Below are 15880 nucleotides of genomic sequence, written 5' to 3'. Positions count from 1 at the left end.
TTGAAACGCACTTTAAAAAGAGGGACACGGCCTTGCGCTGTGTCCCTTTTTCTGCGTGCACGCACCTCGATTTCAGCCTCCGTTTTTCCACAATTTAGAGTTTTGCATTTCCATTTTAGAGCTTAAATCCCCGCATGCCTGCCGATTACCACACGCACACCCCTCTCTGTAAACACGCCGAGGGCGAACCGGAGGAATTCATCGCCGCCGCCATCGCCGCCGGAGTGAGCGAATACGGCATCTCGGATCACGCGCCCGCTCATGTCGACGGCTTTGACGACTGGCGCATGGACTTCGCCGAGCTCGACGACTACATGCAGTGGATCGACCGCGCCAAGTCGGCAGCAGAAGGAAAAATCCCAGTTCGCATCGGACTGGAATGCGACTGGATAAGCGGCCACGAGAGCTGGATCGACACCCTGGCGGAATTCACCAGCTGGGACTACCTGATCGGCTCCGTGCACTACCTCTCCGACTGGGATTTCGACAACCCGGCCTGGCTGGAAAAGTGGGCCAAGACCGACGTCGAGGATGCCTGGGATCGCTACTGGAAAACCTACGCCAAGATGGCAGACAGCGGCATGTTCGACATCATGGGGCACGCCGATCTGATCAAAAAGTTTGGTTACAAACCCACCGGCGACCTCCGTCGCTATTATGAGCCCGCGGTGGATGCCATCGCCTCCAGCGGCTGCGCCATCGAGCTGAACACAGCCGGCTGGCACAAACCCTGTGCAGAAGCCTATCCGGAACCCGACTTTCTCGACCTGGCATTTTCCGCCGGAATCCCATTGGTCATTTCATCGGACTCCCACCACCCCAGCGAAGTGGCCAGAGACTTCGATCGCGCCATCACTTGGGCGCGTGAGGCCGGCTACACCGAGACAGTGCTGTTCGACCAGAGACAGCGTAGTTTCGAACCGCTGCCCGAAGCTTCCTAGGGACGCAGCGAGCTCACCGAGCCGTTGTTTTTGCGGAATGCGGTGATGATAAATGCCAATCCGGCAACCACCATAAATGTCGAGTAGAACTGCCCCTTGGTCAGCCCCATCACCAAGGCCTGGCCCTCATCCGGCTGGCGGAAGTTTTCCACAATGATGCGGAAGATGGCGTAGAAAAGGAAAAACATCCCAGTGAGCACGCCGTGAGGCAGCTTGGGGAATTTGATCCGTGTGATGAACAGAATCAGGAAAAGCACCAAGCCCTCCAAGGCCGCCTCATACAGCTGGGAAGGGTGGCGCGCTTTCAGAAAACTTCCGAGCGTCTGCAGCAGCTCCGGGTTCTCACGCGACTGCGCCACCAGATACTCGTAGGAATGCCCATCGATGCTGGGGTCCACCTGTCGGCAGGCATCGTAGGCCTTATCAATCATCGCCGGGTTATCCTGCCAATCTTCATGCAGGGAGGCTGGGAACTTGATGCCCCAGCTAAAGCCGTGCGCAACGCGGCCATAGAGCTCGCCATTGATGAAATTGGCCACACGCACGAGACCAATCCCCAAAGGTGCCACCACGCAAAGACCATCGCCGACACCAGTCCACGAGACCTTTTGCATCCTGGCATAAATCAGGGTGAAAATGGTGAGCCCCAAGATGCCGCCATGGCTTGCCATGCCCCCGTCCCAAACGCGGAACACCATGAAGGGGTCCGCCACTAACTGAGCCCAACCGTTTTCCTTGGGAATCTGGTAGAAGAGGATGTAGCCAAGTCGGCCACCGACAAACACACCGAACACTGCGGCATAGGCAATGAAGTCCGCCACCTTGGTCTCCGGAAGGACCCAAAGCTTTTTTCGTGCCTGCCAGCGCAGCAAGTAATAACCGAGGACAAATCCCAGCAAGTAGCCAAGCCCATACCAGCGAAGTTTCACTGGCCCGGCGACATCGAAGAGCACCGGGTCCATGTTGTGGATGTAAGTAGCGAACACGTCGCCAACTCACACCATTTCAAACCCGCTGGCAAGAGCTGTCTTTATCCGATTGAACAGGGTCTACAGAAAGGTTGTCAGGGCATCCACCTGCTTCTGATCGAGGCGCTGCACCATCGCCATCGTCAGATTCACCATGGCAAGGTAATCGTTCACATCGATGATCGAGTTATGCGAGTGGATGTAGCGGGCCGGAACGCCGAGCACGATCACCGGAACGCCGATGCCCGAGAGCTGGAATGCGCGCGCATCCGTGCCGCCGCTGCTGCGCACGGTCACCTGATAGGGAATCCCCTCTTCCTCCGCCACCTTCACCGCAAGATCGGACAAGGCCGGGTTCATGATCGCGGACGGGTCTTGCATGCGGATTTGCACACCTTTTCCCATCGCCCCCTGGGAGGCATGACGATTGAAACCCGGAGTATCATCCGCCGGAGGTCCTTCGAGCACGATCACGACATCCGGTTTGGCATAATTCGCCGCCACGGTGGCCCCGCGCACGCCGACCTCTTCCTGCACCGTGCCGGTGGAAATCATGGTATTGGGGTGACCCGTGGCTGCGACAGCTTGGCAAGCCTGAATGGCGCAGGCCATGCCGACCCGATTATCGAAGGCCTTGGCCATTAGAAGGTCTTCGTTTTGCATCACTGAAAACGGAGTCAGAGGCACCACCGGATCGCCCACGCGAACACCGTAGTTTTTTTCCAAATCGAAATCACTCTGAGCGCCGACATCGATGAACATTTGTTCGATGCTCAGCACCTTGCCCCGCTCTGATTCAGGGAGGAAATGTGGGGGCTTGGACGATACCACGCCAAGGATCTTACGCCCATCGCGGGTGCTAATTTCCACCCGCTGAGCTAACAAGGTGTGTGGCCACCAGCCGCCGAGGGTGACAAACTGAATGAAACCTTCCGGAGTGATGTTTTGCACGCGGAATCCGATCTCATCCATGTGGCCAGCGACCATTACACGCGGACCTTCACCACGCTCGCAAAAGACAGAACCTAACCCATCCGTGCTGATCTCGCCCGTCTCTGCCATTTCATCGGCAAAAATAGCTCTCACTTCATCTTCAAATCCAGGTGCTCCATGGGCCTCTGTCAACTCGCGTAATAATCCAATCGCTCTTTCTCGCATGTGGCGAATTTAACAGGCAACGGGCACACTTCAATCTTGATTGTTCGTGGATCCTTCATAACTCTCAAACCATGGCTCAAGTCACCGACCTTCATATCTCCAGCAACATCCCCCTGCCTGCTCCAGCCCTTCTGCTTTCCGAAGTGGAGCGCTCGCGAAAGCAGGCGGAGTTTATGGCGGAGTCCCGACAACATATCCGCAACATCCTCAACGGTGAAGACCACCGCCTCCTGCTGATCTGCGGACCATGCTCGATCCACGACACCGAAGCCGGTATCGAATACGCCAAAAAACTTGCCCAGCTTGCGGAGGAGGTGAAGCACCAGATCTACATCGTGATGCGTGTCTACTTTGAAAAACCGCGCACCACCACCGGATGGAAGGGTCTAATCATGGATCCCAAACTCGATGGCTCCGACAACATCCCCGAAGGACTGCGCCAAGCGCGCCTGTTCCTGCGCGAGGTGATTGACCTCGGCCTGCCTACCGCCACCGAACTTCTCGATCCGATCACGCCGCAGTACATTGCCGACCTGATCAGCTGGTCCGCCATCGGCGCCCGCACCACCGAGAGCCAGACCCACCGTCAGATGGCGTCCGGACTGTCGATGCCGCTCGGTTTCAAAAACACCACCACCGGCGATCTCGTGGCGGCGGTCAATGCCATCAAGGCGGCCACCCAACCGCAAACCTTCCTCGGCGTCAGCGAGCAAGGCGTGGCCTCCGCTGTAACCACCTCCGGAAACCCGGACTGCCACATCATTTTACGCGGTGGCGACAACGGACCGAACTACGGCGCCGACGACGTCGCCGTAACCACCGCCCTGCTCGAAAAACACGGCCTGCAGCCATCGGTGATGATCGATGCCTCACACGCGAACTGTGGTAAGCAGCAGGAGAAAATGCCCGCGGTGTTCCGCGAGATCGTGCGTCAACGCGCGGCCGGGAATCAGCAAGTGATTGGCGCGATGTTAGAAAGCAACTTGGTGGCTGGAAACCAGAAATTCCCACGCCCAATAGAAGAGCTCACCTATGGCCAATCCATCACCGATCAGTGCATCGACTGGGAAACGACCGAAATCTTAGTGCGCAACTCCGCCGAGCAGCTGAAAGCTGCCGGAGTCGCAGGCTAAGCTCGAAAAACGCTCAAGCTCTCTGCAAGCGCACGATATCCGCTAGCCTTGATGACCATCTCTGATCTCACCTTCGCGGCCATCGATTTTGAATCGGCCGGAGCCGCGCGGGGGAAAACTGATGTGCCGGTGCAAATTGGCATGGCCACCTGGTCCACCACCGCCGGACACGCGGATCATTTCACCTCCTTCATCCACACCGACCGCTCAATCACTTGGGCAGCACAAAAAGTGCACGGCATCACCAGCGATGACCTGGCCGATGCGCCGAAATTGATGCTACTCTGGTCGCAGATCAAGGGCACACTGGGAGACAGAATTGTCGTGGCCCACGGTCACGGCACGGAAAAACGCTACCTCCGAGCCTTCCCTGGTCACGGCTTTGGGCCGTGGGTCGACACCCTGCTGATCGCACGCGCTGCTTGGCCGGAACTACCGTCGCACGCACTGGGCGAGCTCTGCGAACATTTCCAACTGACAGACAAAGTCAGCGCACTCATCCCGGACAAAACCTGGCACGACGCCCTCTACGACGCCACCGCATCGCTGATCTTGTTAGAGCACCTCATCGAGCAATTCCAGCTCACCGACGCATCGGTAGAGATGTTGATCCACCCGGACATCTCCAGCTGGCACCGCCTGCGGCACTGAAGCGAGAGCTTTAGACATAGGCATCGTGCGCCCCCACCGAATCGAGCAGCTTAGGTTCTCTTCCTCGGTGATCGGCTGAAACATCTCCTTCTAACAACTATGTATCGAAGGCATAAAAAAAGCGAAGGCCATTGAGCCTTCGCCTTGAAACGAACCACGGTTTACTCACCTTGCCACTCGCCGTATTTGCGGAATTTTTCATACCGCTGGTCGAGAAGTTCGTCCATGCTCAGCTGCTGTAGCGCGTGGATTTGGGAGTTCACGGCGTGGCGGAGGTTTTCCGCTGCTTGCACGTGATCGTGATGGGCTCCGCCTTTCGGCTCCAAGATGACCTCATCGATCAAACTCAGTGCACCAAGGTCGGGCGCGGCAATTTTCATCGCCTCGGCCGCTTCCGGAGCATGCTTGCGGTGCTTCCAGAGAATCGCAGCACAACCTTCGGGGCTAATCACCGAGTAGTAAGCATTTTCCATCATCAGCACGCGATCGGTGACGCCGATTCCGAGAGCTCCGCCGGAGCCACCCTCACCCAGCACGATGGCCACGGTAGGGGTCTTGAGAGTCATCATTTCCTTGAGGTTGAAGCCAATTGCCTCCGCAATGTTCCGCTCCTCGGCACCGATGCCAGGGAAAGCACCAGGAGTATCGATCATGGCGACTACTGGCAGGTGGAATTTCTCGGCCAACTTCATCAAGCGAAGCGCCTTGCGGTAACCTTCCGGATGGGCGCTGCCGAAGTTGCGCTTGAGGTTCTCCTTGGTATCGCGGCCTTTCTGGTGACCGATCACCACAACCCGCTGACCACCGAGAGTGGCGAAGCCACCAGGCATCGCATTATCATCTCCAATGTGGCGATCTCCGTGAAGCTCACAGAAGTCATCGAACACGTGGGAAATGTAATCGAGCATGAACGGGCGGCTGGTATGACGAGCGATCTGCACACGTTGCCATGGCGAGAGATTGTCGTAAATACGATTTCTGGTATCCGTCAGTTTTCCTTCCATGGCCGTGATCTCATCGGACATGTCAATATCCTGACCTTGAGCCTTATTCTTGAGTTTTTCGAGTTCAGTTTCGAGCTCGGCAATCGGTTTTTCAAAATCGAGAGGTTTCATATTTCAGTATGCGGATTAGGTGTTCAGTTTTTGATTTCTACATCGTTGCCCGGACGAAGAACCAGCGGGAGCTCTTCCATATCGACCGGTGAAAGGTAAAATCCACGACCCAGATCCTGCTCAGGATCACTGGGTAAAGCGCGGATGGCGAGTGATTTATCGCTGAGAATAATGGTCTTGGTGGCGGCGCGGTAGTGCGGTGAATGCACCGACACATATTCGTCATTGTACCAGCCACGAATGCTGCCGACCTGAAGGTGTTTATCCTTCCCCTTGTGCTCGTATTCCACCTTGAGCAGCGGATATTCCTTCACAAAGTCCCCCTCTTTCCAGAGCGTCAGATTCTTGCGTCGGAGATCAATGCTGATCCGCAAATCCAGCGGCATGACCAATAACTTCTGCCCGGGGCGCAAACCTCGAGCATCCGTATCGCGCAGCTTGCTGAGATGGGTCATGCTATCCATCGTGGTTTTATTTTTGCGAATAATCGCCGAGTAACTATCGCCACGCTGCACGGTAATGGTCCGCTTGCCCTCCTTCCACTCAGGGTCTAACAATCGATCCATATTGATCTCCCCGAGGATATGACGTGCCTCGGTAGCCGACTTGGCCGAGGGGTAAAAACTGACGATGTACTTCAGCTTTTCTTCCGCTTCAGCCATCGATTCCATCGCCAGCAGCTCGCGCGCGCGCTGGAAGGCCTTTTCGCCCGGTTCGTTATCGGAGCGGACGCCTTCTTCGGCTTTCTTTTTCAGCGACAGTTCGATCTCGCGCTGACGCTCCATCATGGTGCCCGGCAGGTCTTTCACGGTGCCAGTGTATTGCTTCATCAAATAAGCGGTGCCGCCCATCGCGCCAAGCACGAGGAGTCCGGCAATCGCCTTGATGAGTAACATGATCCGCATGCCCAGATGATAATGAAAATTCGGTCTGGCGCTACTCTAAAGCAAACCTTTTCGTTTAAAATCAAAGGTATTGATATCGGACGACTTGCTAATCATATCGATGGCAAATTTTAGCAACCCGATTTCCCAAGCATCATCGACCCCTTCCATCACGGCTAGCATGGGATCGCCGGAAATACGCACATCCTCCAGCACCCGTTCGCGCACGGCCTCAATCCGATCGTGAATCAATTCCTCGGTGACGTTGCCACGCTTGAACATAAATCCATACTGAAAGAAGACGGGCTCGAGGTTCTTCTCCTTGAGGAAATCGAGATATTCTGCCGCCTTGTCATTGAAACCGTCCAGCTCCACCCCGCCCATGTCCTGGGGGCGGATGATCTGCGGCTTCTGGGCTTCCATTTCCCCTCGGCGGACACGCACCTGACCAGTCGTATCCATCGGCTCGCTGAGCATGGTGAATTTGAATCGTGTGGACCCGAAGGTATCAATCCTGCGGTCTGGCTCGCGCAGGAGGCGGGCCGTTTCCATGGCGTATTGAATGCTGTCTGGTGAATGTTCCATCTGCGATATGAGGCTAGGTGTGGGCGAATTCTTCATTCCCACGCTCGCCCAGCGTGGGAGTCTTGCAAGAAAAAGGGCAGACTCACAATGAGCCTGCCCTGTTTTGAAAATTAAAACAGTTACCTGCTATGTGTTAGGCATTGGCCTTTTCAACGTAAGTGACAACGTCACCAACGCTCTGAAGCTTCTCAGCGTCTTCGTCAGGAACTTCGATTCCGAACTCTTCTTCGAATGCCATGACGAGCTCGACGGTGTCGAGGGAGTCTGCGCCGAGGTCCTCAATGAACTTGGCTTCGGGCTTCACTTGATCGGCACTGACGCCGAGTTGCTCGACGATGATATCTTTTACTTTGGCTTCGATGTTGTCAGACATACTGATAGGTATAGTTTGGGTTGATTAATAACGGGTGTTACTTGCAAGTGATTTACCCTCACGTGCTGGGCTTGGCAACCCAGAAATAGTGAATATTCTTCTACGCTTTGGCGCTATCTGCAGGGGATTCTGCTTCAGTCCCCTGATCGTCATCGTCATCCAGCTCATCGGCACTGACGTATTCCATGACCTCGCCCTTGAAGTTTTCCATGATCCGCGAGAACAATTGCTCCGCCGGGGCTCCGTCTTCCTCCTTGAACTGGCCGTAAACCATGCCGTCGATCTTGGCCTTTTTCTCCTCGCCGTCCTCGGTGTAATAGACCAAGGCCAGCCCCTTGCTGTCCCACTTGCGCTTATCAATCCTGACCATATCGGCGTAGGGGATTTCCCGCCCGTCCTGGGTGTAGAGCTTAGTGCCATCCGCGCGAATGCTGCGCCCCAAGGTCCGGATCAGGAAGAATAAGGTGACGGCAATCAGCGCCAAGGCCACCCCCATGGCGATGAATTGTTCGCGGATTTTACCCGCCTTCATCGGCTTTTCACCCGGATCGATGTCCCAGGCTTTACCTTCGACCTGCTCCATCGACGCCGTGTAGTCCTCCCACAGCTGAGTGGCACCATTCTGGCCACCTTTTTCCGCCATCACCGCATGCCCATCGACCAACATCTCGGGCCAAGCAATCGGCAGCTCGGTGTCTTTCGGCAAAATGGCCTCGGCATCATCAGGCAGGTTGACGGTCTGCTGAGAGGCGAAGCTTTCCCAATCGGTCTCGAGCAACTTACTGCCCGATGCCTCATTTTGCATCTTCTGGAATTCCACCCCCGCTTGAATAAACGCCTGATGGACGTAGAAGTGCAGATTCTTTTTGCGGTAGCCCCACATTCCGTCTTGGAAAAAGAGGAAGGCGAAGACGCTAAACATCGTCAGCATGGCGAGTGCCCGCCACAAAAACCACTTGGTTGGTTTGCAAATAATCGTTTCTTGGGTGGGACTGGTAGAGCTCATGTCGTTAGATGCGCAAAGCTTGAAGAAAAACCCCACTGGCTAGAAGCAAAAAACGATGCAATATGATCTGGCCATCTCCCCTCTTAGAAACGACACTGCCACCATTCTTATGACCCGCGAAGATATCAAACGCCTTACCTCACTGGCATCCTGCGCCGGATGAGCTTCCAAGCTTGACCCAGAGTCACTCACGCAAGTTTTGCATGGGCTGCCTCAATTTCAGGACGACCGCTTACTCGTTGGCTCCGCCACCGCTGACGATGCCGGTGTGTTTAAAATCAGCGACGAGCTCGCACTGGTCCAGACCACCGATTTCTTCACCCCAATTGTTGACGACCCGATTCTCTATGGTCGCATCGCCGCAGCAAATGCACTCTCGGACGTCTACGCCATGGGCGGACGGCCCATCACGGCGTTGGCGATCGCCGGTATGCCGTCGGACATCATTGATAACGCGACCATCCAAGACATCTTCCGCGGGGGTGCTGAGATGTGCGTGGAGGCGGAGTGCAGCCTGTTAGGTGGGCATACTATTAAAAATCCGGAGCCCATCTACGGCCTCGCCGTCACCGGCCTGGTGCACCCGGAGCGCCATCTGGCCAACGCCAATGCCCGCCCCGGAGAAACCCTCGTGCTGACCAAACCACTCGGCAGCGGCATCGTCTCCACCGGAATCAAGCGCGGCGAATGCAGCGAAGCTCTCGCACTGAAAGCCAGCGAACTGATGGCAACCCTGAACAAACCCGGCGCCACCTTGGCCGAGCGGGACCTGGTGCGCTGCTGCACCGATGTCACCGGATTCGGCCTAGGCGGTCATTTGATCGAACTGTGCCACGGCAGTCAGGTCTCGGCAGAAATCGATGCCCATCTCCTGCCACTGATGTCTACGGAAGTGCTAGATCTCATCGACGCCGGTTGCGTGCCGGGTGGCAGCAAGAAAAACCTCAGCCATAGCGAACCGCACACCCACTTTGACAAGCACGTGAGCGATCGCGAAAAGCTCATCTTTGCCGACGCCCAAACCTCGGGTGGCCTACTGCTCAGCGTGCCAGACGAAAATCTGGATGCAGTGATGGAAACACTTGAAGAAACCGGTGCTCCGTGCGCAGTGATCATCGGCAAGACCACCGAACAGCGCGATCAAGCGATTTACGTCAGCAGCAGTGCCTAATCTGATCAACGCCAGCCCTCCCAATTTCCTGTGAAAAAACATCTCAACATCGACCTCAACTCGCTCCCCGAAGAAGGCAAAGTCTACTCCGGTGAGCTCGACCCGTCTATTTTCGCTCTGCAACCGACGCATAGCCACAAGCGCAACAAAGAGGCCCCCGTCGCCACTGATCCGTTGTTCTACGACTTGCATGTGCAGCGTTTTGACCAGGAATTACTGGTCCGCGGGAGCATTTCCGTACCCATCGAGTTCAGCTGCGTGCGCTGCCTGAGCCGTTATGTGAAGACGATTGCCATCGAAGACTGCGCCATCTCCAGCGAGATCACCGCCTCCCAGGTGGACCTTGCCGATGACCTCCGCGAGGAAATTGTGGTGCTCTACCCAGACTACCCCCACTGCGATGAAGGCGACGAGCCGAAGGAATGTATTTTAGATTCCCGCTATTTAGCAGTGGACAAACCCACCGAAGATGAGGTAAAGACGCCCCCCCGCGATGAAGCACCCAATCCTTGGGACGCACTTGACGCCTTCGATGATGACGCTGACACTAGCAGCTAAGACCTCGATAAAGACCATTTAATCAACTCAACCTTAAACACTTAACCTACCAATACCATGGCCGTTCCTAAGCGTAGAACATCCAAAATGAAGCAAAAAATGCGTCGCGGCGCAAACCGTTGGCGTGCACCTAAGCTCAAAACCTGTCCGGAGTGCGAAAGCCGCGTTCCTTCTCACATTGCTTGCCCTCACTGTGGCACCTACCGTGAGCGCCAGGTACTTGAAGTGGACGCCCTCTAAGGCTCCCTCCGCTTCCATCCATAATTTTTCATAAGCGGAATGCCCAGGCATTCCGCTTGTTTCATATCTACCCTTCTCCTCTCTATGAAGATAGCACTCGATGCCATGGGCGGCGACAACGCCCCGCACGTCACCGTCCTCGGCGCCCGCAACGCGCTTAAACTTTATGCTGACATTGATAAGCTGTTTCTCGTGGGCGACGCCCATGCTCTGGAAAAGGAAATGGCCGAGTGCAAACTGACCGACCCTAGAGCCGTCATCACCCACGCCCCCGAAGTGGTGGGCATGGATGAGTCCGGAGCCAAAACGCTGCGGAGAAAGAAGAAGTCCTCAATTTCCATCGCCACCGATATGGTCAAGTCCGGCGAGGCCGATGCCGTCGTCAGTGCCGGCAACACCGGAGCCGCCGTCGCAGCCGCCACGGTCAAACTGCGCACCCTCAAAGGTGTCGATCGCGCTGGCATCGCTTCCGCCATTCCCAACGAGCACGGCATCTGCCAGATCCTCGATGCCGGAGCCAACCCAGAGGCCAAACCTCAACACCTCATTACCTACGCGGTGATGGGCGCCGTCTACGCCAAGAACGTGCTCGGAGTCGACGTCCCACGAGTCGGCCTGATGTCCAACGGCGAGGAGGACGAAAAAGGAACCACGTTTACCAAGGAAACTTTTGCTCTACTGAAACACCTTCAGTCCACCGGCCGCGCACCTTTTGAATTCGTCGGCAATGTCGAAGGCCACGATCTGTTCGAGAGCAAACTCGACGTCGTGCTCTGTGACGGATTTACCGGTAACATCATTCTCAAGAGCTGTGAAGCCACCGCCAAAGCCATGTCCAAGTGGCTCAAACTCGAGTTCAAACGCAGCCCGTTCCGCATCATGGGGGCTGCCATTGCCCGCGGTGCCTTCAAGGCGGTGAAAAAGAAAAGCAGCTACGAATACGTCGGCGGCTCTCCCCTACTCGGCGTCAACGGCGTCTGCATCATCGGCCACGGCAGCTCGTCGGCCCTCGCGATCCAGAACGCCATCCGGGTCGCCCGTGAGACCGTCAGCTTGAAGGTGAATCCCCATATTGAGGAGACCTTGGCCGCCATGCATCGTCCAAGTGAAGACGAAGCGGCCAATGCCTGATCTTGAATACCAAGGGTTTAGCGGAAATTGAGACAGGCGTATTCTATTTTCGCTGTTCATCTGCCAAAAGCCGATTACCCTTGCCCCGCAGTCAATTAACGTCTGAATTTTCTCAATGAACGAAACCACTTCTGTCATCCCTGTCACCATTGCCGGAACCGGCAGCTACGTTCCGGAAAAAGTCCTCACCAACGCGGACCTCGAACAAATTGTCGATACCAGCGATGAATGGATTGTTTCCCGAACCGGCATCAAAGAGCGTCGCATCGCCGCCGCCGATGAGTTCACTTCGCACATGGCCACCAATGCCGCCAGAAAGGCACTGGAGCAGGCCAACATGGCCGCCGAAGACATCGAACTGATCATCGTCGCAACCATCACGCCGGACACCTTGACGCCATCGACAGCCTGCTACGTTCAGGCGAACCTTGGAGCCCTTTCCGCCGTCGCCTTTGATATCTCCGCCGCTTGCTCCGGCTTCCTCTACGCGATGAAGCTGGCCAAACGTCTGATTTCTGACGGAGCTTACAAAAATGCCCTGATCATCGGTGCCGAGAAACTCTCCGCCTTTGTCAACTGGGAGGACCGCAACACCTGCGTGCTCTTCGGCGATGGCGCCGGAGCGGCCGTCTTGCGCAAGTCGGAAGAAGGTGAAGGCCGCATCCTTGCCTCGGAAACAGGCACCGACGGACGTCACACCGCCATTCTCGACATCAAGGGAGGTGGCTCGGCCTGCCCCATCAGCATGAGCAACGCCAACGACAAACTGGCCACACTTTCCATGCAGGGCCGTGAAGTCTTCAAACTCGCCGTCACCGCCATGCGCCAGGCGTCGGAGAAGGTCATCGAACGTGCGGGCCTGTCTGCAGAAGACATCTCACTGGTGGTCCCCCATCAAGCGAACTTGCGCATCATCGATGCCATTGCAGGACGCCTCGACGTCCCCAATGAAAAAGTTTTCGTCAACCTTCACAAATACGGCAACACCTCAGCGGCAGCGATCGCCATCGCTCTGGATGAAGCCAACCGCGAAGGCAGAATCAAGCGCGGCGACAACATCATCATGGTGGCCTTCGGAGCCGGCCTCACTTGGGCCGCTTCAGCCATCGAGTGGTAAAACATCACGGGAAGCTCGCTCATCCGAGCGTCTTCCTCCGTTTCCAACCTATGCGCCAATTCATTCTCACCGTCTCTACCATCGTAGCAGTGCTCGCGTCATGTTGGGAAATTTTTCAAGGGATCTCATCCATCATCCGCGGTGAGCTTGAGGCATCGCTCTTCCACCTTCTGGTAAGTGCCCCCATCCTAATGGCCTTGGCAGTCACCTTTGATTACGTCAACAGCCAGTTGCACGATGACTATCGGCGCATGCGACGGTCGCTCAGCCGCAGCAAAGGGGCACAAATCGACGTACTCCATCCTTCGTCCCCGGAAACACGCGACACCCCATGGGAAGATGATGCCTCGCACACTCACCGGCGACCATAAGCTTGGGCCAGACTCCGAATCGTCGAGCGAGGCCGTCACAAGCCACCATGCGTGAGACCAAAGCTCCCCTGATTTTAGAGGAAGCGTCGCTCAGGTTTGTCCTCTTCTTCGGTGATCGTTTCCACATTGCGGTGTACCCAAACGCTCTGCACCAGGCCGAGCAGAAACATACACATCAAAACGAAGGTTCCAGAATAACTTACCAGTGGAAGAGGAATCCCGGTAATCGGCGTCATCAATACGCACATGCCGATGTTTTCATAGATGTGTGCAAACAATAAGGCCACAACCGCCCCGGCAATGATCCGCCCGGAGCTGTCTCGACTGTAAAAGGCAATGAATAGGCACTGAATCAAGAGCAGCGCATAACCGGTCAGCAGCAACAAGCTCCCTCGGAAGCCCTGCTCCTCGCCAATCACAGCGAAAATGAAATCATTGTGGGCCGTTTTCCACGGGATGTATTTCTTATCGTGTAGAGATCCCTGTTCACTGGTGGCATTCCAGCCCAAGCCTTTCCAACCTGCTTTACCAATGGCGGTGGAAACCCAATAAGGGGCGTAAGCATCACCATTAATGTCCACTTCGCGGTCATGCATCATTGCCAGATAAAGCTCAATCCGGCTTGCTCCCCGAGGCGACTCCTTGGGTAGCACAATGTAATAAGCCAATGCCAAACACCCCAATGCCACGATCGCCATCGTGAGCAGATAACGGTAGGGAACTCCCGCAGCAAACATGATGACTGCGGTCACCGGTAGCCAGACCAGCGCGGACCCCATATCGCCCATTTTCACAACGACCAAAAATGGAATTCCTGCCAAAATAGCGATGATCCCAACTTTAACAAAGGGCAGTTTAAAAAAGGGATTCAGTCGGGGCAGATCCTGCAGCAACGAACCCATGAGCACGATTCCCCCTGCAATACCCAGCTGGGTGGGTTGGAACGACAGCCCACCAAAAGTCAACTGATGAACCTCACTCCCTTTGAGCATGGCCACTATCATCAAGGCCAAGCCCACGAGATACATCGGGATACCCAACCAGCGAATCCAACGGTAATCCACCAAGGCTGTGATGAAAAACACAACGCAGCCACCAATGATCCAGATCTTCTGTCGCTCAGCATAATACCCCCCCCCATTAGGAAGATGGCGGGCGGCACTCTCAATCGCGTAAACTCCAAAAATACACAGTCCTAGCATGGTCAGCACCAGCAGCCAGTTCATGCCCAGAATTTTACGCAGAAGCGGTGTCATGATGCTTTATTCGGAATCCGCGCCAGGGGCGAATTTGTTCAATTCTTTGAGCACATTTGCAGTGACATCGGGAACATCTTTCAAGTAGAGAAAAAACGAGACCTGGTTGGTATTTAGACCCGAACGATCAAAGACATAATCATATCCGAGTTTATCAGAAAGCTCCACCACTTTGGCTTTGATGTCAGTCATGATGCCCTGCATACTCGCCGCCTTTTTCCGAGCAACCTTGCCTTTTTCGGCCTGAGTCATGGCACTCAAGCGTCGTTGTAGAATCTTGATCTCTTGAGCAACCAACTGGCCTTCATAACGGCGTTGCAACTTCTGCTCATCACTCAGATCGTTCCCTTTGATTTCTTCGGCTATTTTCTGCAGTTGCGCCCGCTTCCGATTCACAGCCTCTGACTTTTCGTTCAAGTCCTTTTGGATGCTCGCATACTCGGCATTGAAGTGCTTTTGAGCCGTCACCGTGCGATGATACTCCTTAAAGAGCTTCTGCATATCCACAGTGGCCATCTTCGGCTTTTCAGCCCATGCCCAACCAGTGGAACACATCCCCACCAGCATGAACACGACCCATATTCTTAGTTCCCTCATCATGGCTTAGTTACAATTCAGTATGCACAATTTTAGCTCAACCAAATCAGCATTGCCTGCACGCTCTCAAGCTGCCCGTTTTGACCTAAGCAGTCAATCTCATCTCTCCATGAAGCCATAAAAACATCGAGATTTCATTACCACCTACAGTAAGTGTCCGATCATCCCGCGCCCCGGTGAGCAAGAAGCCTCGCCGGTCTGCTGATCGATTCGGTTGACATTCAATTAACGGGCAAAGGGGCCGGTTATGTTCAACTCTCCAGTTAGCATTTGTGACTGAATTCATCCTAACTCTCGCGCATTTGTGGCCGAATTCAGCGCGAGCTTCCAAGTTATGGTGTATTCCAACACATGGCTGTGTCAGATCGGCATGCGTTGTATACCATGTCAGTTTGTATGGCATGTCAGCCCATCTGATTCAGGGCGATGGGACCAGACCAAGGTTGTTGTCGGCTCGTGGGGCCTTGAGCTGAGCACAAGCTTTCGAGTTTAGTTAGAACATTCGAGTTGGCTTAGAGCGTTGGGGTTGGGCCAACGAGAGCGTTAAACGATGGCACAAAAAAAGCCCGGTTCCATCGGTGAAGATGGAACCGGGCATAGACCTGGCAACGACCTACTCTCACAG

Annotated in this window: 17 protein-coding genes and 1 pseudogene; 9 read left to right on the top strand and 9 right to left on the bottom strand. The window is 55.3% G+C overall.

Going from position 1 to position 15880, the window contains the following annotated elements:
• Positions 1–134: 134 nt before the first annotated feature.
• Complete coding sequence (locus JO972_RS05315) at positions 135–941, top strand: histidinol-phosphatase HisJ family protein (protein ID WP_309488971.1); 807 nt, start codon at positions 135–137, stop codon at positions 939–941.
• Here JO972_RS05315 and lgt read toward each other — a convergent pair.
• Positions 938–1927: a prolipoprotein diacylglyceryl transferase gene (lgt, locus tag JO972_RS05310; RefSeq protein WP_309488970.1), complete on the bottom strand. Its 990-nt coding sequence runs from the start codon at positions 1925–1927 to the stop codon at positions 938–940. The genes JO972_RS05315 and lgt overlap by 4 nt on opposite strands.
• 63 nt (positions 1928–1990) lie before the next feature.
• Positions 1991–3067: a M42 family metallopeptidase gene (locus JO972_RS05305; protein ID WP_309488969.1), complete on the bottom strand. Its 1077-nt coding sequence runs from the start codon at positions 3065–3067 to the stop codon at positions 1991–1993.
• Between the two features lie 71 nt (positions 3068–3138).
• Between JO972_RS05305 and JO972_RS05300 the strand changes: the two genes are divergently transcribed.
• A complete protein-coding gene (locus JO972_RS05300) occupies positions 3139–4200 on the top strand; it encodes a 3-deoxy-7-phosphoheptulonate synthase (protein WP_309488968.1) in 1062 nt (353 codons plus the stop codon).
• A gap of 51 nt (positions 4201–4251) precedes the next feature.
• Positions 4252–4851, top strand: a complete 600-nt coding sequence (locus JO972_RS05295; RefSeq protein WP_309489320.1) for a 3'-5' exonuclease — start codon at positions 4252–4254, stop codon at positions 4849–4851.
• 161 nt (positions 4852–5012) lie between these two features.
• Here the strand turns inward: JO972_RS05295 and JO972_RS05290 are convergent, their stop codons facing one another.
• From JO972_RS05290 to JO972_RS05270, 5 genes are all read right to left on the bottom strand, one after another.
• A complete protein-coding gene (locus JO972_RS05290) occupies positions 5013–5966 on the bottom strand; it encodes an acetyl-CoA carboxylase carboxyltransferase subunit alpha (RefSeq protein WP_309488967.1) in 954 nt (317 codons plus the stop codon).
• Positions 5967–5989: 23 nt separating this feature from the next.
• Complete coding sequence (locus tag JO972_RS05285) at positions 5990–6862, bottom strand: LysM peptidoglycan-binding domain-containing protein (RefSeq protein WP_309488966.1); 873 nt, start codon at positions 6860–6862, stop codon at positions 5990–5992.
• 45 nt (positions 6863–6907) lie between these two features.
• The gene (locus JO972_RS05280; RefSeq protein WP_309488965.1) at positions 6908–7435 is read right to left on the bottom strand and encodes a hypothetical protein; all 528 of its coding nucleotides are present in this window, start codon (positions 7433–7435) and stop codon (positions 6908–6910) included.
• A gap of 133 nt (positions 7436–7568) precedes the next feature.
• On the bottom strand, positions 7569–7808 hold the full coding sequence (locus JO972_RS05275) for an acyl carrier protein (RefSeq protein ID WP_309488964.1): 240 nt from the start codon (positions 7806–7808) through the stop codon (positions 7569–7571).
• 100 nt (positions 7809–7908) lie between these two features.
• The gene (locus JO972_RS05270; RefSeq protein WP_309488963.1) at positions 7909–8814 is read right to left on the bottom strand and encodes a hypothetical protein; all 906 of its coding nucleotides are present in this window, start codon (positions 8812–8814) and stop codon (positions 7909–7911) included.
• A gap of 178 nt (positions 8815–8992) precedes the next feature.
• On the opposite strand from JO972_RS05270, the pseudogene selD reads away from it, so the two are divergent.
• The 6 genes and pseudogenes from selD to JO972_RS05240 form a co-directional block, all read left to right on the top strand.
• Positions 8993–9985 (top strand): annotated as a pseudogene (gene selD / locus JO972_RS05265) (selenide, water dikinase SelD); the annotation flags it as partial.
• 30 nt (positions 9986–10015) lie between these two features.
• Positions 10016–10543: a YceD family protein gene (locus JO972_RS05260; RefSeq protein ID WP_309488962.1), complete on the top strand. Its 528-nt coding sequence runs from the start codon at positions 10016–10018 to the stop codon at positions 10541–10543.
• Between the two features lie 57 nt (positions 10544–10600).
• Positions 10601–10783 (top strand): 50S ribosomal protein L32, encoded by a 183-nt coding sequence (gene rpmF, locus JO972_RS05255; RefSeq protein WP_309488961.1) that lies wholly within the window; start codon positions 10601–10603, stop codon positions 10781–10783.
• Between the two features lie 84 nt (positions 10784–10867).
• The gene (plsX, locus tag JO972_RS05250; RefSeq protein ID WP_309488960.1) at positions 10868–11914 is read left to right on the top strand and encodes a phosphate acyltransferase PlsX; all 1047 of its coding nucleotides are present in this window, start codon (positions 10868–10870) and stop codon (positions 11912–11914) included.
• Positions 11915–12029: 115 nt separating this feature from the next.
• The gene (locus tag JO972_RS05245; protein ID WP_309488959.1) at positions 12030–13031 is read left to right on the top strand and encodes a beta-ketoacyl-ACP synthase III; all 1002 of its coding nucleotides are present in this window, start codon (positions 12030–12032) and stop codon (positions 13029–13031) included.
• A gap of 50 nt (positions 13032–13081) precedes the next feature.
• Positions 13082–13402 (top strand): hypothetical protein, encoded by a 321-nt coding sequence (locus JO972_RS05240; RefSeq protein WP_309488958.1) that lies wholly within the window; start codon positions 13082–13084, stop codon positions 13400–13402.
• A 74-nt stretch (positions 13403–13476) separates the two neighbouring features.
• Here JO972_RS05240 and JO972_RS05235 read toward each other — a convergent pair whose 3' ends face one another.
• A complete protein-coding gene (locus tag JO972_RS05235) occupies positions 13477–14658 on the bottom strand; it encodes an FtsW/RodA/SpoVE family cell cycle protein (RefSeq protein WP_309488957.1) in 1182 nt (393 codons plus the stop codon).
• Positions 14659–14664: 6 nt separating this feature from the next.
• Positions 14665–15258, bottom strand: coding sequence for an OmpH/Skp family outer membrane protein (locus tag JO972_RS05230; RefSeq protein WP_309488956.1), 594 nt, complete (start codon positions 15256–15258; stop codon positions 14665–14667).
• Between the last annotated feature and the right edge of the window lie 622 nt (positions 15259–15880).

Origin of the sequence: Oceaniferula flava, from assembly GCF_016811075.1 — a bacterium.
In the GTDB taxonomy this organism is placed as follows: Bacteria; Verrucomicrobiota; Verrucomicrobiia; order Verrucomicrobiales; family Akkermansiaceae; genus Oceaniferula; species Oceaniferula flava.
This window is presented reverse-complemented; position numbering and strand designations above follow the sequence as displayed.

Bases quoted from the DNA above. Each gene is read 5' to 3' on its own strand.
- JO972_RS05315 (WP_309488971.1), top strand. From the start codon at position 135: ATGCCTGCCGATTACCACACGCACACCCCTCTCTGTAAACACGCCGAG.
- JO972_RS05305 (WP_309488969.1), bottom strand. From the start codon at position 3,067: ATGCGAGAAAGAGCGATTGGATTATTACGCGAGTTGACAGAGGCCCAT.
- JO972_RS05300 (WP_309488968.1), top strand. From the start codon at position 3,139: ATGGCTCAAGTCACCGACCTTCATATCTCCAGCAACATCCCCCTGCCT.
- JO972_RS05295 (WP_309489320.1), top strand. From the start codon at position 4,252: ATGACCATCTCTGATCTCACCTTCGCGGCCATCGATTTTGAATCGGCC.
- JO972_RS05290 (WP_309488967.1), bottom strand. From the start codon at position 5,966: ATGAAACCTCTCGATTTTGAAAAACCGATTGCCGAGCTCGAAACTGAA.
- JO972_RS05285 (WP_309488966.1), bottom strand. From the start codon at position 6,862: ATGTTACTCATCAAGGCGATTGCCGGACTCCTCGTGCTTGGCGCGATG.
- JO972_RS05280 (WP_309488965.1), bottom strand. From the start codon at position 7,435: ATGGAACATTCACCAGACAGCATTCAATACGCCATGGAAACGGCCCGC.
- JO972_RS05275 (WP_309488964.1), bottom strand. From the start codon at position 7,808: ATGTCTGACAACATCGAAGCCAAAGTAAAAGATATCATCGTCGAGCAA.
- JO972_RS05270 (WP_309488963.1), bottom strand. From the start codon at position 8,814: ATGAGCTCTACCAGTCCCACCCAAGAAACGATTATTTGCAAACCAACC.
- rpmF (WP_309488961.1), top strand. From the start codon at position 10,601: ATGGCCGTTCCTAAGCGTAGAACATCCAAAATGAAGCAAAAAATGCGT.
- plsX (WP_309488960.1), top strand. From the start codon at position 10,868: ATGAAGATAGCACTCGATGCCATGGGCGGCGACAACGCCCCGCACGTC.
- JO972_RS05245 (WP_309488959.1), top strand. From the start codon at position 12,030: ATGAACGAAACCACTTCTGTCATCCCTGTCACCATTGCCGGAACCGGC.
- JO972_RS05240 (WP_309488958.1), top strand. From the start codon at position 13,082: ATGCGCCAATTCATTCTCACCGTCTCTACCATCGTAGCAGTGCTCGCG.
- JO972_RS05235 (WP_309488957.1), bottom strand. From the start codon at position 14,658: ATGACACCGCTTCTGCGTAAAATTCTGGGCATGAACTGGCTGCTGGTG.
- JO972_RS05230 (WP_309488956.1), bottom strand. From the start codon at position 15,258: ATGATGAGGGAACTAAGAATATGGGTCGTGTTCATGCTGGTGGGGATG.